Annotated in this window: 13 protein-coding genes; 5 read left to right on the top strand and 8 right to left on the bottom strand. The window is 64.1% G+C overall.

The features are described 5' to 3' along the window. Nucleotides 1-6 precede the first annotated feature (6 nt). From ACQKRQ_RS31410 to ACQKRQ_RS31425, 4 genes are read right to left on the bottom strand one after another with little or no spacing between them, the layout of a single operon-like run. Complete coding sequence (locus tag ACQKRQ_RS31410) at nucleotides 7-1,500, bottom strand: efflux transporter outer membrane subunit (protein WP_427481369.1); 1,494 nt, start codon at nucleotides 1,498-1,500, stop codon at nucleotides 7-9. Next, nucleotides 1,497-4,817 carry an efflux RND transporter permease subunit gene (locus tag ACQKRQ_RS31415; RefSeq protein ID WP_132382633.1) on the bottom strand — a complete coding sequence of 1,107 codons (3,321 nt, stop codon included), beginning with the start codon at nucleotides 4,815-4,817 and terminating at the stop codon, nucleotides 1,497-1,499. The genes ACQKRQ_RS31410 and ACQKRQ_RS31415 overlap by 4 nt, the downstream gene beginning before the upstream one ends. Then, the gene (locus ACQKRQ_RS31420; protein ID WP_427481370.1) at nucleotides 4,814-7,939 is read right to left on the bottom strand and encodes an efflux RND transporter permease subunit; all 3,126 of its coding nucleotides are present in this window, start codon (nucleotides 7,937-7,939) and stop codon (nucleotides 4,814-4,816) included. The genes ACQKRQ_RS31415 and ACQKRQ_RS31420 overlap by 4 nt, the downstream gene beginning before the upstream one ends. Before the next feature lie 15 nt (nucleotides 7,940-7,954). Beyond that, complete coding sequence (locus ACQKRQ_RS31425) at nucleotides 7,955-9,232, bottom strand: efflux RND transporter periplasmic adaptor subunit (protein WP_427481371.1); 1,278 nt, start codon at nucleotides 9,230-9,232, stop codon at nucleotides 7,955-7,957. Nucleotides 9,233-9,653: 421 nt separating this feature from the next. On the opposite strand from ACQKRQ_RS31425, the gene ACQKRQ_RS31430 reads away from it, so the two are divergent. Continuing rightward, the gene (locus tag ACQKRQ_RS31430; protein ID WP_427481372.1) at nucleotides 9,654-9,881 is read left to right on the top strand and encodes a hypothetical protein; all 228 of its coding nucleotides are present in this window, start codon (nucleotides 9,654-9,656) and stop codon (nucleotides 9,879-9,881) included. Nucleotides 9,882-9,915: 34 nt separating this feature from the next. Here the strand turns inward: ACQKRQ_RS31430 and ACQKRQ_RS31435 are convergent, their stop codons facing one another. Then, complete coding sequence (locus tag ACQKRQ_RS31435) at nucleotides 9,916-11,751, bottom strand: ABC transporter ATP-binding protein (protein ID WP_427481373.1); 1,836 nt, start codon at nucleotides 11,749-11,751, stop codon at nucleotides 9,916-9,918. Nucleotides 11,752-12,060: 309 nt separating this feature from the next. Here ACQKRQ_RS31435 and ACQKRQ_RS31440 point away from each other — a divergent pair, with 309 nt between their 5' ends. After that, nucleotides 12,061-13,227: a hybrid sensor histidine kinase/response regulator gene (locus tag ACQKRQ_RS31440; protein WP_132382643.1), complete on the top strand. Its 1,167-nt coding sequence runs from the start codon at nucleotides 12,061-12,063 to the stop codon at nucleotides 13,225-13,227. A 46-nt stretch (nucleotides 13,228-13,273) separates the two neighbouring features. On the opposite strand, the gene ACQKRQ_RS31445 is transcribed toward ACQKRQ_RS31440, so the two are convergent. Both ACQKRQ_RS31445 and ACQKRQ_RS31450 read right to left on the bottom strand, forming a co-directional pair. Beyond that, on the bottom strand, nucleotides 13,274-15,850 hold the full coding sequence (locus tag ACQKRQ_RS31445; RefSeq protein WP_427481374.1) for an ATP-binding response regulator: 2,577 nt from the start codon (nucleotides 15,848-15,850) through the stop codon (nucleotides 13,274-13,276). 17 nt (nucleotides 15,851-15,867) lie between these two features. Continuing rightward, nucleotides 15,868-17,067 carry a hypothetical protein gene (locus ACQKRQ_RS31450; RefSeq protein ID WP_427481375.1) on the bottom strand — a complete coding sequence of 400 codons (1,200 nt, stop codon included), beginning with the start codon at nucleotides 17,065-17,067 and terminating at the stop codon, nucleotides 15,868-15,870. A 378-nt stretch (nucleotides 17,068-17,445) separates the two neighbouring features. Between ACQKRQ_RS31450 and ACQKRQ_RS31455 the strand changes: the two genes are divergently transcribed. Then, a complete protein-coding gene (locus tag ACQKRQ_RS31455; protein ID WP_427481376.1) occupies nucleotides 17,446-17,880 on the top strand; it encodes a carotenoid oxygenase family protein in 435 nt (144 codons plus the stop codon). 62 nt (nucleotides 17,881-17,942) lie between these two features. Here the strand turns inward: ACQKRQ_RS31455 and ACQKRQ_RS31460 are convergent, their stop codons facing one another. Then, a complete protein-coding gene (locus tag ACQKRQ_RS31460; protein WP_427481377.1) occupies nucleotides 17,943-18,128 on the bottom strand; it encodes a DUF3563 family protein in 186 nt (61 codons plus the stop codon). Between the two features lie 251 nt (nucleotides 18,129-18,379). Between ACQKRQ_RS31460 and ACQKRQ_RS31465 the strand changes: the two genes are divergently transcribed. Together ACQKRQ_RS31465 and ACQKRQ_RS31470 are read left to right on the top strand one after the other, a co-directional pair. Then, nucleotides 18,380-18,673 carry a hypothetical protein gene (locus ACQKRQ_RS31465; protein ID WP_408177191.1) on the top strand — a complete coding sequence of 98 codons (294 nt, stop codon included), beginning with the start codon at nucleotides 18,380-18,382 and terminating at the stop codon, nucleotides 18,671-18,673. Nucleotides 18,674-18,735: 62 nt separating this feature from the next. Continuing rightward, a complete protein-coding gene (locus tag ACQKRQ_RS31470) occupies nucleotides 18,736-19,017 on the top strand; it encodes a hypothetical protein (RefSeq protein WP_132382653.1) in 282 nt (93 codons plus the stop codon). Nucleotides 19,018-19,106 lie beyond the last annotated feature (89 nt).

The following is a 19,106-nucleotide window of genomic DNA, read 5'->3' on the forward strand; positions in this document are numbered from 1 at the left end:
CGCGGCTCAGGGCGACGCGTTCTGTTGCACTGGTTTGCGTGGATCAGTCAATTCGCTAGTGGACCAGCCGCCTCCCAGGTCGCCGAACAACGACGCCGCATCGAGCAACCGTGTTTGCTGCACGTTCAATGCGGTCTGCTGAAGATTCAACTGCGTTGCCTGCGCCGTTGCGACCGTCGTGAAGTCCACCGTCCCCGCCTGGTATTCATTGCGCGCGATCTCGGTGCCGCGCGTCGCATCGCGTACGGCACGCTCCAGCACCTCGGCTTGCTGCGCGAGGATCCGCAAGCCGGCGAGGTCGTTCTCCACACCCTGGAACGCCGTCAGGACGGTGCCGCGATAATTGGCCACGGCCGCTTCGTAAGACGCTCTTGCCGCATCGACCTGCGCGCTGCGCTGGCCGCCGTCGAAAAGCGTTTCGCTCGCCTGGCCGCCCAACGACCACACATAGTTACTGATGTGCAGCAGGCCGGCCAACGGCGACTGCGTGAAGCCGTCCAGCGCCGACAGCGAAATCGTCGGGTAATACGCGGCGACGGCCACGCCGATCGCGGCATTCTGCGCCGCCATCTGACGCTCGGCGGCGGCAATGTCGGGCCGGCGCTCCAGCAGCGTGGACGGCACGCTGACGGGAATGGACGGCAGCGTCGGCAGCGTGGTGTTCGGGGGGATGTCCAGCTCTTCCGGATTCTTGCCGACCAGCACGGCGATCGCATGAACGTTTTGAGCCCGCGCGACGCCCAGCGCAATCAGACTCGATTGCGCCGACTCCAGTTGGGTCTGCGCGCTCACCAGATCGGAAGGCGGCACGGTGCCGGCCTTGTCCTGCTCGGCTACGACGCGCAACGATTGCTCGAATGCATCGACGGTGTGAGTGAGCAAGTCGATATTCGCATCCGTCACGCGCAGGTCGATGACCGCGTTCGCCAGCGCGATCTGTTCGGAGAGCGTGGCGTTCGCGAGCGTCGCCTGACTGGCCTGCGCAGTGGCGGCGCTTTCCTCGATGTTGCGCCGCACGAGGCCCCACAGGTCGGGCGCCCAGCTGGCGTTGGCTTCGAGCGACCCGGCGTTGTTGATGCGCTGGAAGCTGCTCGCGCCCGCGCCGGCCAGTGCGCTGCTGTTGAAGTTGCCGGTCGACGAACGTGCGCGGGTCACCGATCCGGTCACGCCGATGGTCGGGAACAGGGCGCTGCGCGCAAGCCGCACTTCGGCGAGCGCCTCCTGGTAGTTCGCATAGTCCTGGCGCACGGTCTGATTCGATACCGACACGAGCGGCTCGAACTCGTTGATGAGCGGGTCGTTGAAGCCCGTCCACCAGTCGCCCTTCGGACGCTCGGCGGCGGGCTGCGCTTCGGTCCAGCCCGGCAGTTCCTTCCATGTGGCGGGCGTCGCGACGGGCGGGCGATGATAGTCGGGGCCGACCATGCAGCCGCCTGTCAACACAGTCGATAAGGCCAGCATCGCGCCGGCCAGTCGGATGGGGGAGATCGTCTTCATCATGCGCTCGTATCGGGTGCTTCGCCGCGGCGATTCCACGGCAGGCGCGCTGACCATTTCGCGAGTCGCGCGCGCAGCCGGTCGAGGTACAGATAAATCACCGGCGTCGTGTACAACGTGAAAACCTGGCTCACGAGCAGCCCGCCCATGACCGTCACGCCGAGCGGCTGGCGCAGCGATGCGCCCTGGCCGATGCCGATCGCAAGCGGCACCGCGCCCAGCACGGCGGCCGCGGTCGTCATCATGATCGGGCGCAGCCGCACCACCGCGGCCTCGTGAATCGCATCGCGCGCGTTCATGCCGTCGTGGCGCTGCAACTGGATCGCGACATCGACCATCATGATGCCGTTTTTCTTGACGATGCCGATCAGCAGAATGATGCCGATCATCGCGATCACCGAAAAGGGCGTGCCGAAGATCAGCAAGGCGAGTGTCGCGCCGATGCCCGCCGACGGCAGCGTCGACAGAATCGTGAGCGGGTGCACCGTGTTCTCATACAGCACGCCGAGCACGAGATAGACCACCACCAGCGCGGCGAGAATCAGCAAGGGCACGGCGCCCATCGACTGCGCATACGCTTGCGCGGCGCCCGCGAACGCGCCGTGCACCGACGCGGGCATGCCGATGTCGCGCTCGGCCTGCGTGATGAGTTGGCCGGCCTCGCTGAGCGATCCGCCCGCCGGCAGATTGAACGAGATGGTGCCGGCCACGAGGCCGCTCTGGTGGTTCACCTGGGTCGCGGTGTGGCTGTTCGAGAAGGTCATCATCGCGGAGAGCGGGACCATGGTTTCGGCGGCGGTGCTGTCCGCGCTGCCGCTGGAATTGCCGCCCTTGCTGTTCGAGATGCTGTTGGTCTGCTGGTTCGCTTCGGCGTCGGCGTTCAGCGAGTTCGTATTTGCGCTGGTGCTCGACGCGCTGCTGACCGCCGCCGCCTGTTGCACGGCGCTGACGGTGGCACGCGACATCTGCGTCTGCTGTGTGCCGTTCGCGTTACCGGCGGCCGTGCTGAGGTAGATCTGATTGAGCGCTTGCGGATACTGCCAGTAGGCCGGCGCGACTTCCATCACGACGAAGTACTGATTCAGCGGGTTGTAAATGGTCGACACGGTGCGCTGGCCGAAAGCGTCGTACAGCACGTTGTCGATCTGGTTCGGCTGGAATCCGTAACGCGTGGCGGTCGCGCGGCTGAAGTTCACGTAGGTCTGCAAGCCGTTTTGCTGCAGGTCCGAGTTCACGTCCTCCATCTTGCTACGGTATTTGCCGAGTTCAGTCACGAGTTTCGGCACCCACGTGAAGAGTGCGTTGGCATCGTCGCTGGTGAGCGTGTACTGGTATTCGGCAGCGGCCTGGCGTCCGCCGATCTGTAGATCCTGCTGCGCCTGCAGGAAGAGCCGCGCGCCCGAGACGGCGTTGAGCTTCGGCCGCAAGCGGTTGACCACCTCCGTCGCCGACAGATGGCGTTGGGCGAGCGGTTTGAGTTCGATGAACACGTTAGCGGTGTTCAACGCGCGTCCGCCGGTGAAGCCCGCGACCGACGCCACCGCCGGGTCCTGCTTCACGATCGCCTGCAATTGCGCGAGCTTCTTTTCCATGGCGTTGAACGAGACGCTCTGGTCGGCGATGATCTGCCCGATCAGAATGCCGGTGTCCTGTTCCGGGAAGAACGTCGCGGACAGGAAGCGGGCCAGGAACACGTTGAGCACGAGCAGGCCGATCAGCAGCAGGACGACCACGAGTGCGTGGTCGAGCGCCGCCGAGAGCGAGCGGGAATATGCCTGTTTGAAGCGCTCGAACTGCGCCTCGACCCAGCGGGCCCAGCGCGACGGCGAATGCATTGCGCGCTCGCGGCTGAGCAGGTAGGCGCACATGACCGGCGTGATGGTCAGCGAGATGAGCAGCGACAGCAGGATCGCAATCGAGAGCGTGACGGCGAACTCATGAAACAGCAGCCCGACAATGCCGGGCATCAGCAGGATCGGCAGGAACACGGCGATCAGCGAGAGGCTCATCGAGATGACAGTGAAGCCGACCTCGGCGCTGCCGCGCAGCGCGGCTTCCTTCGGATCGAGACCGGCTTCGAGATGACGCACGATGTTCTCCAGCACCACCACGGCATCGTCGACCACGAAGCCGGTGCCGATCGTCAACGCCATCAGCGAGAGGTTGTCGATGCTATAGCCGAGCAGATACATCGGACCGAAGGTGCCGACAATGGAAAGCGGCAGCGCGACCGCCGGAATCAGCGTGGCGCGCGGCGACAGCAGGAACACGAAGACCACACCCACCACCAGCAGCACCGCGATGAACAGCGTGCGCTCGGTATCGGCCACCGAGGAGCGCACCGATTCCGAGCGGTCGATAGCGACATTCACGTGAATCGTGCTCGGCAACGCGGCTTCAATGATCGGCAGGCGCGCGCGGATCTGCCCGACCGTCTGCACCACGTTGCTGCCCGGCGTCGGATAGACGATCACGAGCACGGCCGACTTGCCGTTGTAGAGCCCGGCATTGCGGATATTCTCGTTCGAGTCGCGCACCTGGGCGACGTCGCGCAGCAACACGGGCGCGCCGTCGCGATAGGCGATCACCACGTCGCGATAGGGCGCGGCCTTGCTGATCTGATCGTTCGACGTCACCACGTAGCGCTGCTCGCCCTGGTCGATATGCCCTTTCGCGCTGTTCGCGTTCGCCGCGCCGATCGCCGCGCGCACGTCTTCGAGGCCGATGCCGTAGCTGTTCAGCTTGCCCGGCTCCAGCTCGACGCGCACCGAGGGCAAGGCGCCGCCGCCGAGCGTGATCTGCCCAACGCCGTCGATCTGCGACAACTGCTGCTGGATCACCGAATCGGCGGAGTCGTAGAGCTGCGCCTTTGTCAGCGTGTCGGAGGTCAGCGCGAGCACCATGATCGGCGCGCCGGCCGGGTTGTACTGGCGATACGTCGGATTGCTGCGCAGCGTGGTCGGCAGATCGGCGCGCGCGGCCTGGATGGCGGCCTGCACGTCGCGCGCCGCGCCGTTGATATCGCGGTTCAGGCCGAACACGACGATGATCAGCGACGAGCCCACGTAACTGATCGAGGTCAGCTGGCTCACATCGGCGATGGTGGCGAGGCGCCGCTCCAGCGGCTCGGCGACGGTGGCGGCCATGATTTCCGGGCTCGCGCCCGCCATGTTCGCCTGCAACGCGATCACCGGAAAGGCGATGTTCGGCAACGGCGCAACCGGCAGGCGGAAATACGCGAGCGCGCCCGAGATCAGGATCGCGACCGCCAGCAGCGCGGTCGCGACCGGGCGCCGGATGAAGAGCGCCGAGATGTTCACGGTGCATTCTCCGGCGGCGCGGCGGCGCCGTCATTCGCGGCGCGGCGCCGGTTCTTCACGCGCTGCGCGGCGCGGTCGAAGAACAGATAGATCACCGGCGTGGTGAAGAGCGTCAGCACCTGGCTGAGCGTGAGTCCGCCGATGATCGCGAGACCGAGCGGCCGGCGCAGTTCCGAGCCGGTGCCGGCGCCGAGCAGCATCGGCAGCGCGCCGAGCATGGCGGCGAGCGTGGTCATCAGGATCGGCCGGAAGCGCAGCAGCGACGCTTCGAAGATCGCTTCACGCGCAGGCTTGCCATGCACGCGCTCCGCCTCGAGCGCGAAGTCGACCATCATGATCGCGTTCTTCTTGACGATGCCGATCAGGAGCACGATGCCGATGATGCCGATCACGTCGAGATCGCTGCCCGCGATCATCAGCGCCAGCAGCGCGCCGATGCCGGCCGACGGCAGCGTCGAGAGAATCGTCACCGGGTGGATGTAGCTTTCGTACAGCACGCCGAGCACGATATACACCGCGACCAGCGCGGCGATGAGCAGATACACCTCGCTGGAAAGCGAGTCTTCGAACGCCTGGGCCGCGCCCTGGAACGATGTCGTGATCGACGGCGGCAAGTCCACCGCGTGCTCGGCGTCGCGGATCTGCGCTACGGCGGCGCTCAGCGACGCGTCCTGCGCGAGGTTGAACGAGATCGTGACCGCCGGGAACTGCGCGAGGTGGCTGATCAAAAGCGGCGATTGCGTGATGCTGATCTTCGCGATGCCCGACAGTGGCACCTGGCCGGTGCTGCTGGTCTGGCTCGGCAGATACAGATTGCCGATCGATTGCACGGTGGGTATCGTCTCCGGCTTCGCCACGAGAATCACGCGATATTGGTCGGACTGCTGGAAGATGGTCGAGACGATGCGCTGGCCGAGCGCGTCGTACAGCGCGTTGTCGATCGTGGCTGCCGTGATGCCGTAGCGCGCGGCAAGCTGCCGGTTCACTTCGACGTTCACGCTCAGGCCGTTGGTGTTCAGATCGCTCGTGACGTCCGTGATGGCGGGAATCTGCTTCATGCGCGCAATCAATGCGGGCACGTACTGATCGAACGCCTTCTGGTTCGGCCCGCGCAGCACGAAGTTGTACTGGTTGCGCGAGATCGACGTGTCGAGCGTCAGATCCTGCTCGGGTTGTAGATAAAGGCGGATGCCGGGCACGTCGGCAACTTCCTGCTGGATGCGGCGGCCGATTTCCTCGGCCGTGAGCGAGCGGTCGTCGCGCGGGCGCAGATTGATCAGGAACCGGCCGTTGTTCAGCGTCGGATTGGTGCCGTCGATGCCGACGTACGAGGTCAGCGACACCACGTCGGGATCCTTCAGAATCGCGTCGGCGAGCGCGCTTTGACGCCGGACCATGGCAGTGTACGAAACCGAGTTGTCGGCCACGCTGATGCCCTGAATCACGCCGACGTCCTGCACCGGGAATAGTCCTTTCGGAATCACGATGTACAGGATCGCCGTGAGCGCGACGGTAATGAGCGCGACCACCAGCGTCAGCGTCTGGTGATCGAGCACCCAGCGCAGGCCGCGTTCATACGCGGCGAGCGTCTTGTCGAACAGGCCCTCGCTGAACCGCTCGAAGCGGCTCGGATGGCGTTGCGCCTGCGCGCGCAACAGACGCGCGCACATCATCGGCACGACGGTCAGCGAGACCACCGCCGAAATCACGATCGTCACCGCGAGCGTGATCGCGAATTCGCTGAAGAGCCGGCCGATCACGCCGCCCATGAACAGCAGCGGAATCAGCACGGCGATCAGCGAGACCGTCAGCGAGAGGATCGTGAAGCCGATCTGCCCGGCGCCTTCGAGCGCGGCTTCGAGCGGCGTCTTGCCTTCCTCCAGATAGCGCACGATGTTTTCGATCATCACGATCGAGTCGTCGACGACGAAACCCGTCGCGATGATCAGCGCCATCAGCGAGAGGTTGTCGATCGAATAGTTGAGCTGGTACATCACGGCGAGCGTGCCGATCAGCGAGACCGGCACGGAGATGCTCGGAATGATGGTGGCGGGCACGTTGCGCAGGAACACGAAAATCACCAGCACGACCAGCACGACGGCGAGCACGAGTTCGAATGCGGCGTCCGAGACCGATGAGCGGATCACGCCGGTGGTGTTCGCCACCACCGTGACCTGCAGGCCTGCGGGCAGCGTCGATTCGAGCGCCGGCAGCTGCTTCATGATCTGGTTGACGGTGGCGATCACGTTCGCGCCCGGCTGACGCTGCACGTTCAGCACGATGGCCGGCGTGCGGCCGTACCACGCGCCGCGTCCCACGTCCTGCGCGGCCTGGCTCACGCGCGCGACGTCGCGCAGATACACGGGCGCGCCGTTCTGATACGCGATCACGGTAGCCAGATAGTCCTGCGGGTCGACGATCTGGTCGTTCGCGTTGATCGTGTAGTCGAGCTCTGGCCCGTCGAAGTTACCTTTCGGCTGGCTGACGTTGACGTTCGCAAGCAGGGTGCGCAGATCGTCGAGATTCAGACCGTAGGCCGCGAGCTTTTGCGGGTCCGCTTCGACGCGCACGGCCGGCACGTTGCCGCCTGCGGTCGTCACGAGACCGACGCCGGGGACCTCGGAAATCTTCGTGGCGAGGCGATTGTTGGCCGTGTCCTGCAACTGCGTCAGCGACATCGACTTCGAGGTGACCGCAAGCGTGAGGATCGGCTGATCGGCCGGGTTGACCTTCGCATAGGTCGGCGGCGCGGGCAGGCCGGTTGGCAGGAAGCTGTTGGCCGCGTTGATCGCCTGCTGCACGTTCTGTTCGGCGATGTCGAGGTTCAGCGAGAGATCGAATTGCAGCGTGATGACCGACGCGCCTTCCGAACTGTAAGACACCATTTGCTGCAAGCCCGGAATCTCGCCGAGCTGGACCTCGAGCGGCGCGGTGACGGTGGTCGCCATCACGTTCGGGCTCGCGCCCGGATAGAAGGTCTGAACCTGGATGGTCGGATAGTCGACGTCGGGCAGCGACGAGACCGGCAGGAAGCGCACCGCGACCAGGCCGACGAGCACGAGCGCGACCATCAGCAGCGACGTCGCCACGGGTCTCAGGATGAACAGGCGGGAGAAGTTCATCGGCGGGGCGGCGTGTTATGAGGCCGTGGACGCCGTGTCGGGCGCGGACGCCGGACGTGTGCGCCGCGCGGTGGACGCGGACCCGGGCGCCGCAGCCGAGGCGCCCGCAGCGCCCGCAGCGCCCGAAGCGCCCGCTGTACCCGAAGCCGGCCGCGTCGCCGACGCCTTGATCTTCACGCCGTCGCTCAAGCGGTCCATGCCGTCGGTGACGACCACGTTGCCCGCGGCGAGCCCCGACGTGATCACCGTATGCTGGCCGTCGCCCGGTCCCAGTGTGACCTTGCGCACCGATACCGTGTTGTCGGCGTTGACGAGATACACATAGTCGCCGGGCGCGCCGCTCTGCACGGCGGGCGTCGGCACCAGCACCGCGTTTTGCAGCGTATCGACCAGCAGCTTGACGTTGACGAACTCGTTGGGGAAGAGCGCCTCGTCGTCGTTGGGGACGGTTGCGCGCAGCGTGACGGTGCCGGTCGCGGTCGCCATCTGGTTGTTGATCGCGTACAGCGTGCCGGTGGCGATTTGCCGGGAATTGTCGCTGCTGAATACGGCGACGGGTAGCTGCGCGCCGGCGTTGATGCGTTGCAGCACCTTGTCGAGCGCGGTTTGCGGCACGGTGAATTCGACGGTGGTCGGCTTCATCGTCGTGATCACCGCAATGCCCGGTTGGCTCGACGCGGTCACGTAGTTGCCCGGGTCGACGAGGCGCAGTCCGACTCGTCCCGACACCGGCGCGGTGATGTGGCAGTAGAGCAGGTCGAGAACGAATTGCGCGACGTTGGCTTCGTCGGCCTTGACCGCCGCTTCGTCCTGCTGGACGAGAAACTGTTGATCGGCGTAAGTCTGTTCGGCGATCGACTTGCGCTCGTTGAGTTGCGTAAAGCGCACGAGATCGGCGCGCGCCTGGGCGAGCGCCGCCTTGTCCTTGGCGAGTTGCGCCTCGGCTTGCCGCTTGCTGATTTCGTATTGGCGCGAGTCGATCTGCGCGAGGAATTGCCCTTTCTCGACGTCCTGACCTTCGCGATAGCCGACGGCGGTCAGGTAGCCGCTCAGTTGCGGCAGCACGGTCACGGTGGCGACCGGCGTCACGGTGCCCAGTTCGCTCAGCGTCTCCGGCATCGGTCCCGTGGTTGCGGCGGCGACCGTCACGACCTGGGGCGCCACGCCGGGCTTGGGCGCCTTCGAGCGCAACAGATGAAACACCACCAGCGCGATCAGCGCGAGCACCACGAGCGCCAGCACGATGCGGCCGCGCCGCGGACGCTTGACCGGGATTGACGACGCTTCGCTCATGACGGTCTCCCGCCGGATCCGTGGCACCCGGCGACCGCCGTCGAGGAACGGCCCGGCCAATTGCTGTCGAAGAGCGTCATACGAACTCCCAGGATGGGGCATCGCCGTCGCCGGCGACAGGAATCCAGACAATCACTTGCAGAGTCTATCCGACTGTGGAGCCAATTCTCACGACCGTACCTTGACGGGCGTTTCGATTTGTTACGGTCGGCCAACCGGTGGCGCCTTGCCGTCTGTCCAGGCGCGAGCGCGAGCATACGGAAAAAGGTAGCGGCGACGCGGGACGTCGTCGGGCACCAGCGAAGCACGCGCACCGTGCCGACATGTAACCGCGTAACTTGAGGCAACAGAACCGTAGCCCGAATGTCGGGCTCGCGAACTAGCATGACGGCATTTCCTGTCTCAACCGACGAGGTAACCGATGCTGAGCCATCATGAACTCGCGACACTGCTGCGTCTCGCGGACACCGAGCGCCGTCCGGAGGCGATCGATCCCGACGTGCTCGCCCTGAGCCGATACGATCTGATCGAAATCGACCGGCGCGAGGAGGGCGTGATAGTGGGCGGCACGTCGACGCTGCGGCTGACGAGCCGGGGCCGTGAACTCGTGCGCCGGCTGTTCGGTGCTGGCGACCGCGACGGCGCGTGAACGGAGTCCGTTGCGCCGTCGCGTGCGTCCCGCATCACATGAGATCGGGGCGCGGTGCGGGCGTGCGTCTGATCTGCCGCGCCAGCGTGTCGCGATAGATGCCCGGCACGGCGGCCAGCTCGGCCGGCGTGCCTTGCTGAACGACCCGGCCGCGGTTGAGCACCACGATCCGGTCGAAGGACTGCAACGTCGACAGCCGGTGAGCGATCGCGACGACGGTGCGATGCTTCATGAGCCGTTCGAGCGCCGCCTGAATGGCGATCTCCGATGCGGTGTCGAGCGCCGACGTCGCTTCGTCGAGCAGCAGGATGGGCGAGTCTTTCAGGATGGCCCGGGCGATCGCGATGCGCTGGCGCTGTCCGCCGGAGAGTTTGGTGCCGCGGTCGCCCGCGACGGTGTTGAGCCCTTCGGGCATCGCGTTGATGAAATCGAGGCAATAGGCGTCCTCGCACGCGCGGCGCACGTCGGCTTCGCTCGCGTCGGGGCAGCCGTAGCGGATGTTGTCCAGCAGCGAGCGGTGAAACAGCGACACGTCCTGCGGCACGACCGAGATGGCGCCTTGCAAGCTTTGCAACGTGACATGCGCAATGTCCTGGCCCGAAATCCGCACGTACCCGGAGCCCGGCTCGTAGAAGTGCTGCAGAAGCGCGAGGATGGTCGATTTCCCCGCCCCCGAGGGGCCGACGAGACCGACGCGCTCGCCCGCGCCGATATGCAGGTTCAGACCGCTCAACACCGGGCGGCGGCCCGGATACGCGAACGTCACGTCTTCGAAGTCCACGGTGGCGCGCCGGACTTCGAGCGGTGCCGCCCTGGTCGGCTCGGGCATGGCGTGCGGGATCAGCAGTGTCTGCGACGCTTCGCCAAGCCGGGCGACATGCTGGGTCAGGTCGACGAACGCCACGGCAATATCGCGCGAGCCGTGCAGGATCGAGAAACCGAGTGAGCCGACCAGAACGACGTCGCCGGTGGTCGCACGGCCGACGCTCCACAGCCACACGGTCCACCCGAGCACGCAAGCCGACAGAATGCAGGTGGCGAACGCGTGCAACAGGCGCAGCTTCTCGAGGTAAAGCAGGCTGCGCTTGCGGGCATCGCCTTCGGCGGCGAGCAGCGCGTCGAAGCGCCCCCGTTCCATCACCACGGTGCAGAAGGCGCGGACCAGCCCCATATTGCCGATGACGTCCACGAGTTCGCCGTCCACCGAGGCAGCCTGCGCGGCGAACGCCTCATGCCGGGCGGTGCCTTTGCGCGCCAGCAGGAACAGGCAGAAAGCCAGCCCGACCGAAATCGCGACCAGCGTGAGGCTCATGGGAATGCTGACCACGCCGACCATGACGATCGCCCCGACCACGGTCAGGCACGGTGGAAAGGCCGTCCACGCCACCGTGTTTTCGATCACGTACACCGCGTTGGCCGTCGCCGATATCCGGCTCGACAGGACGCCGGGCTGCTTGTCGGCGAAGAAGGTCGGGGCGTGCACGGTGAGATAGTCGAACATCTCGCGCCGGATGTCGCCCGTCACCGCCACGAACGTGCGCGCCGAGATCCATCCGGCAATGCGCCAGAAGAGATTGTCGGCGAGGATCAGCGCGACGAGCACGGCAAACGCGTGAATCACCTGTTGCGGATGGGCGCGGCCGCCCGGCAACGCGTCGATCAGATTGCGGATCCCATATTGCGACGCGAGCGCACAGCCGACCGCTGCCACGACGCTGGCCAGCACGATAGCGTGCGCCAGCTTGCGACGGGCCACGTAACGCCAGATCAGCCGGATGGGTCGCCCGGCGTATCGCGACAGCACCCGGGACTGCCGCCGCCTGCGCACGCGCCCGGCCCGGCCGGTATCGCCATCGTTGGTCAATTCCATGACACCGCTTCCCCTTGGTGGAAGGAGTCGGGCGTCCATGCTGCGCCGCCCCGACGGGCAGCCGACAGTCGAGAAGTCCGGTTCCGGCAGCACGCAAGCGGCGTGCCTTCGCAAGCAGCGAGCCGGTCTGACCGGCGGCGATGCATATTGGGTAAGGGCGTGCGGTGTTTCCCCCGGTTTTTGTCTGACGCGATACCCTATACTTCCAAACTCCAAATCGGTTCGGCGCTTGTCACCGGCAAGCCGTTTTTATCATCCGCAACGTGGGCTCCGTGCAATGTCGACCCGCCGCCATCCGCTGGGAATGCGATGAGTGACCCTATGCAGCCGCCGTTTTCCATTCTCTTCGTCGACGACGACGAGATGTCGCGCAACCACTTCGCGCGCGCGATGAGTGCCGATTACAAAGTGTATGTCGCCCAAAGCGCCGACGAGGCGATGACGGTGCTAGGCAAGCACGCTTCGGAGATTGCGGTACTGGTGACGGACTTCCGCATGCCGGGCCGCGACGGCGACGATCTGCTGCGCCAGGTGGCGCAGGAGTATCCGCAAATCGTGCGCATTCTCGTGACCGCCTATGCCGACAAGGACATGCTGCTGCAAACGGTCAATACGGGCGACGTGTTCCGTATTATCGAAAAGCCGCTGCGAACGGACATGGTGCGCGAGGTCCTGCAACTGGCAACCGCGCGCTATACGGAGCGGGAAACGCGTCAACAGCGGCTGCTGGCAATGGACGAGACGCTCGCTTTTCTCGCCCACGAACTGAATACGCCGTTGGCGACGATTTCGCTGTTCGCGCGCTCCGTCGAGAACGACGTGGCCGAGCAATACGACCCGGAGCGTCAGCGGGAGATCGGCCTCGCGGCAAAGTCGATGCTGAACAACGCCCAGTATTGCCTGACGCTGATCTCGTCTTTCTGGGCGACGGTGCACAAGAGCGGCGGCCAGAAGTCCGCCTCGGGCGGCGGCACGCGCGCGGTCAGAGCGACGCGGTTGATCGCCACGCTGCTCGACACCTATCCGTTTGTCGCGTCGCAGCGCGATTGGGTGAAGGTCGACGTGGAAGGGGACTTTGTTGTGCACGCCATGCCCAATTGCGTGGCGCTCGTGCTGTCTTCGCTGCTGTCCAACGCGCTGCGCGCGCTCGACGGCACCAGCGCGCCTTCGTTGCGCCTCGAAGTGGTGGCATTCCCTGAACCGGAGATCCGCATTCGCGACAATGGCCCGGGGATCGCGCCAGAGGTCAAGGCGCGTCTCCTGCAGGATCCGGTGACTACGTACGCGGGCGCCGGCGGCCACGGCATGGGCATGATCTTCTGCAACCGCATTATGCAATCGTTCGGCGGCTGCCTGCGGATCGAATCCACGGTCGGTGCGGGGACCACGGTGACCATGGGCTTTCCCAGTTTCAATAGCCACATGCACACCGCTGACGACGAAGAACCGTCCGACAGTCAGGTGGCCTCGCGATGAAATCGAATGGCCCGGATGGCCGCTTATATCGCCGCTCGTATCGCCACTAGTCGCTCAGAAAATCCCGATGATCGCGGCGTGCCTTGGCCGTGGCGAAATACGTCTGCAACGCATCGGTTGAACGCTCGCTCAAGATGCAGATGCGCGCGAGCCAATCGGTTTCCACCGGCCATTCGCCTTCCACCACGCGCGGATAGATTTGCCGCGCGAACTGATGCAGCGCCCTTGCGCCGATATTGCCGCTGACGCCCAGCAGCAGGTGCAGCGCGCCGTGCGTCGATTCGAGGTCGACAGCCGCGACACTGGCCGCCAGCCGGGCCACGAGCTGGCGAATCTGCTCGATGCCTTTGAGGAACGATTCGTCGAGCAGATCGAGCGACGCCAGTTCTTCGAGGTGTTTCTCGTCGAGCAGTTCGCTTTCGCTCACGATCGGCAGCTTGCCCGCCGGCATGGCCGGCGGCGTCGGCGGTAGACCGGCTTCCGTCGGCGCGTTCGAGCCACGTTGCCGTGCAAACTGTCTCGCAAGGCACGCATAGAGAGAACTGGCTTGCACGGGTTTGATCATGACTTCGTTCATGCCCACTGTCAGACAGGTCTGGACCGCCTTGATATCGGACTGGCTGGTCAAGGCGATGATCGGCAGGGCGGCGTACGAATCGGCACGGGCGCGAATCGATGCGGTCGTTTCCAGGCCGCCCATTCCCGGCATGTTCATATCCATGACGATCGCGTCGATCACGCCGTCCGCCTGCAGATGCGCGAGCACGGCTTGGCCATGCTCGGCCTCGACGACGCTCGCGCCGCATCGCTCCAGATAGGCTTTGGCCACCAGCCGGCTATAGGTGTCGTCGTCCGCGACCAGGATCGATTTGCCGGAGAATGCGTCGGATTTCTGGCTCAAGTGGTGCCGGTTGCCGTTTTCGAAAAGCGCCTGGAGCGTCGTGATCAATTCGAGCACGCTGCAGGATTTGCTGATGATTTCGTCCATGCCGGCTCGGCGGGCGAGCACGCGCACCACCGTGCCGGGCTCAGCCGTATAGGCGGCGATCAGGACATTCCAGCTCGGATAATCGTGACCGGCGCGAATTCTCTCGGCGGTCGCGTAGCCGTCCAGAACCGGCATGTTGATGTCCATCAGCACGAGGTCGTAAGGAGCCGATTCCCGGAGCACGCTCAATGCGATCGCGCCGTTTTCCGCTTCGCTCAGGTATGCGCCCACTTTCGACAGCGCACGGCAGGCTCGCGCGCGCTGACCCGCGTCGTCGTCCACGATGAGAATGCGCTTGTCTTTGAAGACAGGCGTGGCGCGTTCGAAAATCTGCCGCTCGTGGTCCACGATTTCGCTCTTCGGGACGACGGGAAACTGCAGCGTGAATTCCGTGAATTTGCCGACTTCCGAACGGCAACTGATACTGCCGCCGAAGGCGCGCATCGCACGCTGGCAATAGGCGAGTCCGAGTCCTGTGCCGTCCGAATTGCCCGCTGTACGGAAGGGCTCGAACAGATGCGACAGCATGTCGGGCGCAATGCCGGGACCGGTGTCGCGAACCATGACCGACTGCTGCTCGATCGTCAGCGTGAGCGTGGCCGCCGGGTGCGTGGCGATGTGATGCAGCGCGTTCTTGATCAGGTTGAACAGGGTGAACAGATAGACGGTTTCGTCGACCTTGAAGGTGAAGTCTTCGCGCACCACGAGCCTGACCTTGTCGCGCTCCTTTTCATCGCCGAAGCCGTATTCTTCCAGCGCCTTGCGCGTGGTACCCGTCGCACTCAGATACGTGAGGTAATCCGGGCGGATGGGTTTGGCGCTGACTTCGTCGAGCGTCATGGCGATGATGCGAAGGCCACGCTCGATCGACAACTGCCCTTGGGCGAGATGACGATAAAGCCCCGCGGCGCTCTCGGCCCTGTCGTGGCTATCGTGCCTGTCGTGTGTGAGTGCCAGCGGCCGGTTGGAGCCCATTGTCGCGGGCAGGGCTTCTTCCACGCGATCCAGCACATAGCGCAACTGGCTGAGAGGGTTGCGCATTTCATGAGCGATCGAACCGGCAAGAGCCTGCAGCGCACGGTTCTTTTCGACGAAGATGCGCCCTTTGCTGATCGCATGGCTGAAGGCCATGCTGCACAGAACGACGACCGGCAGCAAGGCGAGATTCGATTGATCGGCGGCGGTCACGACAATCGGAACCGGCGAACTGATCACCGCGGCGAGCGCCCCGGAGAATACGCCGATGCCGATGCAGCCCATCAGCAAAAGCGGATTGTCGATGCACAGCGCCATGATGAAGATCATCATGACCTCGGTCATCATCCACATGGTGGAGAATGAATTTCTGATCGCGAGAAAAGTGCAAACGAATGGCAGTACGTAGATCAGGCAGCAATGCCAATAGATCAACAGGTAATGGTTGAACCGCTTCGGCCAATGCGCCTGGAAAATCAACGGAATGCAGACGAGCGCCGCACTCAATCGAAGGGAGAGGTTGTCGTAAGGTTGCGGCAGGACATAGGTCCAGACTACGTAGTAGATGGGGTGGCACAGGAGGCCCAGTGCGCCGCCCCATCGTATTGCAAACCGGCTTCGTTCCAGCACGTCCCGCATGCTCTCGCGCGGTATTACCATCAGGCCTCCAATGACGTTTACGAGCCCATCAATTCTCGCTTGCCGCGAAGTTGTGCATCCAGTTCGATCGGCGAGCCGTTTTTCCCATGAAAAGGGCCGACCGCAAAGCCGTACTTCTTCAGCAGGCTGTGCGTGTAGGAGACGGACCACACGGGCGGGCTGCCGATGATGAAGTCGGACGCAATGCCTTCCTGCCAGGCGGAGTAGCCTTCGGCGAAACAGGTATAGCAATCGCGCGTGGTCGGCAGCCGGAACGGGAAGGTGGTGTTGAGTCCGGCCGGGCCACGGGCGAAGCACTCAATATATAGCGTATGACCGCGTGACGCGAGTTCAGCCTCGACGCTCGCCGCCCGGGGGTGCGAGTCGTCGATCCAGAACTGCGCGCGCTTGAGATCGGCTGCGGTGAGGTAGGGCACGCTGGTGCTGCTCGCCAGAATGGCGCCGTCGAAGTGCGGCAAGGGGGTGTTCGGACTGAACGTGTGCACGGAAACCCGCGTTTTGCCGAGCAGGTCCGACGCCATCAACTCCTTGGCTTGCTCCGTGAGCAGATTCACCTTGTCCGGCAGATCGATCAGAACAAGCTCGCGCGGTGCATCTTTGTAGAGCGCGTATTTGGCCACCGTCGTGCCGAGCCGGCCGGCCGCGCCGAATAGAGCAAGCTTGGTCTTGCCGAACTCGAGGTCGAGTTCATTGCAGCAGTGCATGGCCCAGTCTTTCAGCATCGCCGCGGTGGCGGCGTGACCCGTGGTGATATGCGGCGGTTTGGTATCGCGCGGCAGTGCGCCGTAGTTGCAGGCGTATGGCGTGGAAGCGCCCATTGCCACCATGTTCAGGCCCGCTTGTCTTGCCAGTTCCAGTGCCGGAAAAAATTGCGTCTCGCGGAATCGCTTGATGCCGCGCGGGCTGCCGAGCCAAAGCTCGAGCGGAACTGGACAGGCAATATTGGCCCCGATGATCTGGGAGCCCGAATAGATCGGTGAGGCAATGAAAGGCTTGGTGTTCCAAAGCTCTTCTTCGAAAGACGCGTTTCGGTGCTTCACATTGTGAAATGAAAACGAAAGTGTCTCCCAGTCGGTAGCGTGAAATAAAAACCCGACACCGCCTTGGCCGGCGGGCAGGTTGTCCCGGATCTCGTCCGGGCTGATGGTGTGTTTAAGTGCCAAGGGGGCGCCCGTTTGAAGTTGACGAACCCCGGTTTGCTCTTCGGAATAGGCCATTACTTCGTGGTGAACAGAAGTTCTCATTTGATTTTCCCTTTGATTGAATCTCACGCTGAACAGTTAGCGCGACAAAGCCGACCGGCGTGTTGGATGGTCGACCCTTCAACTCTAGAGAAAACTGATGCGATGTGCCCGTCTGTTGGTTCGCATTGCCGAGAATGGGGGGGCGTCGCGCGATCAGGTCGAACACGGTTGCGTGTGCATTCGAGTTCTTGACGGGTCGGCCGGGCGCCGCTGCCGGCAAGCCAGGCAAGCACCCGGCCGTGTCTTGCATGGCAGCGCTTCGATCTGGCAGATGTTTCTAGTGAGAAGACGGGTTGATCAGACGGGTCGCTGAAATCAACATCTTTCCATTGGGAAAATTTGAGCGGGCGTGTGAATGAACGTTTGAAAACGAATGGCTACCGTGCCAACCCGGCGTCGATCGATTTCGAAGTCGACTGTGGCCCGCTGCCTGTGCGCGGCGAGTTGCCCTCCAGGCTGGCGGGCGTGCTGGTCCGCAACGGCCCGAATCTGCTTCGTCCCGATCCGGTGCAGCACTGGTTTGCGGGGCATGGGATGGTCCATTGCTTCGAGTTCGCGAACGGCGGCGTGACGTACCGGAACCGCTGGGTACACACGCAGCGTTGGCTTGCCGAACGGGCGAGTGTGGTCGACGTCGGCGCCGTCGACGTCGGCGCCTTCGGCGCGCGGCCGCAGCAACGATGGAAATCCGCACCGCGTGCCGAACGGTTTTCATCGCAACTGGGTGGCGGCGCGCAAATAGCCCACGTGAACGGCGCGTTACGCCGGAGCACGCGAGCTAGTTGATCCACCCGCATTGGCAACGTTTGCACGAGCCGCGCATTCCCGCGTGGGCGGGAATGCGCGCTTCAAATCCTCCATTCGTGCGGCGTGCTGGACACATACCAGCGCGCCGGATCCGCATGCGTTTCCACGACGTTGATGCGGTGTTCCAGATCGACCAGATCGACCGACGACGCCAGATAGGACTCGCGTTCGTGGTCCTCGGTGGTGATCAGCAAGGCGCTCAGTTTCCTGGCAAGTTCAGCAAACATGATTTTCTCCAGTCCGGGTTGCAACAGGCCGTTTCGGTCCGGCTGTGGGAGCCGGCGTTGCCCGTCGATGGAATGAAGCTTAGGCGGGAAGAATGAGCCGGAAATGAGCGCTCGAGACCAGCGATTAACGCCTTGGCAATGCGCAAATTTCGAACTGACACCCGGCTAATTTCCCCCTCATTCTGCGTGTCCACAATGCAGTCATTCGATGCAGCCAACCGACTCGCACCGATCGACAAGGGGAACAGAAAATGAAAGTCATTCGCCATCTGGTAGTCGCTGCGGCGCTCGGTGTCGGCCTGGTGAGTTGCGCCGAAGCGCATGTGTTCGTCGGCGTGGGCGTAGGTGTAGGCGCGCCGGCGTTTCCGATGGTGCCGGTAGTGCCGGTAGTGCCGGCTTACGTGCCGCCGCCGGTCTACTACGCAGCGCCGCCCCCGCCGCCGCCGGTGTACACGGCGCCTGTCGTGATTGGGTACTACGGGCATCCGCAGTATCCGCGCTATTACGGCGGGTGGGGTTACGGCTATGGCTACTGGCGCCGTTAAGACGCCTGCCTGAACCGGCAGTACCACGAACCAACAATCAACGATCAAGAGGAATATCAGTCATGAAGCAACGTCAATGGGCTTTTGTCGCCGCTACCGCGCTGGCGCTTTCACTCGTATCCGGCTGTGCGGTCGCCGACGATGGTTACGGCTACGGCTACTACATGAGCCGTCATCCGAACATCGAAGCCGCGGATTTCAACGCGCAGCAGGCGATCGAGCGGATGCGCGCCGCACAGCGCGCCAACGGCTACGACATGGGCGGCCATGCAGGCAGGGCGATTGCCTTGATGCAGCAGGCTCGCGCCGAGATGCAGGTCTCCGCCGAAATGGCGACGCGTTGAGCGCGTCGACTACCTGGACAAGCGGGGCACATGCACGTCGAATCCGCGATGAATTCACGACGAACAGCCCCCGCTCGCATCGCGCAATC

It is taken from the genome of Paraburkholderia sp. NPDC080076, assembly GCF_050281145.1.
Classification (GTDB): domain Bacteria; phylum Pseudomonadota; class Gammaproteobacteria; order Burkholderiales; family Burkholderiaceae; genus Paraburkholderia.

Excerpts from the sequence above, each read along its gene's own strand:
- ACQKRQ_RS31470 (WP_132382653.1), top strand. The coding sequence starts at position 18,736 with ATGAAGCAACGTCAATGGGCTTTTGTCGCCGCTACCGCGCTGGCGCTT.
- ACQKRQ_RS31445 (WP_427481374.1), bottom strand. The coding sequence starts at position 15,850 with ATGGTAATACCGCGCGAGAGCATGCGGGACGTGCTGGAACGAAGCCGG.
- ACQKRQ_RS31425 (WP_427481371.1), bottom strand. The coding sequence starts at position 9,232 with ATGAGCGAAGCGTCGTCAATCCCGGTCAAGCGTCCGCGGCGCGGCCGC.
- ACQKRQ_RS31460 (WP_427481377.1), bottom strand. The coding sequence starts at position 18,128 with ATGTTTGCTGAACTTGCCAGGAAACTGAGCGCCTTGCTGATCACCACC.
- ACQKRQ_RS31410 (WP_427481369.1), bottom strand. The coding sequence starts at position 1,500 with ATGATGAAGACGATCTCCCCCATCCGACTGGCCGGCGCGATGCTGGCC.
- ACQKRQ_RS31420 (WP_427481370.1), bottom strand. The coding sequence starts at position 7,939 with ATGAACTTCTCCCGCCTGTTCATCCTGAGACCCGTGGCGACGTCGCTG.
- ACQKRQ_RS31430 (WP_427481372.1), top strand. The coding sequence starts at position 9,654 with ATGCTGAGCCATCATGAACTCGCGACACTGCTGCGTCTCGCGGACACC.
- ACQKRQ_RS31465 (WP_408177191.1), top strand. The coding sequence starts at position 18,380 with ATGAAAGTCATTCGCCATCTGGTAGTCGCTGCGGCGCTCGGTGTCGGC.
- ACQKRQ_RS31440 (WP_132382643.1), top strand. The coding sequence starts at position 12,061 with ATGAGTGACCCTATGCAGCCGCCGTTTTCCATTCTCTTCGTCGACGAC.
- ACQKRQ_RS31435 (WP_427481373.1), bottom strand. The coding sequence starts at position 11,751 with ATGGAATTGACCAACGATGGCGATACCGGCCGGGCCGGGCGCGTGCGC.
- ACQKRQ_RS31450 (WP_427481375.1), bottom strand. The coding sequence starts at position 17,067 with ATGGCCTATTCCGAAGAGCAAACCGGGGTTCGTCAACTTCAAACGGGC.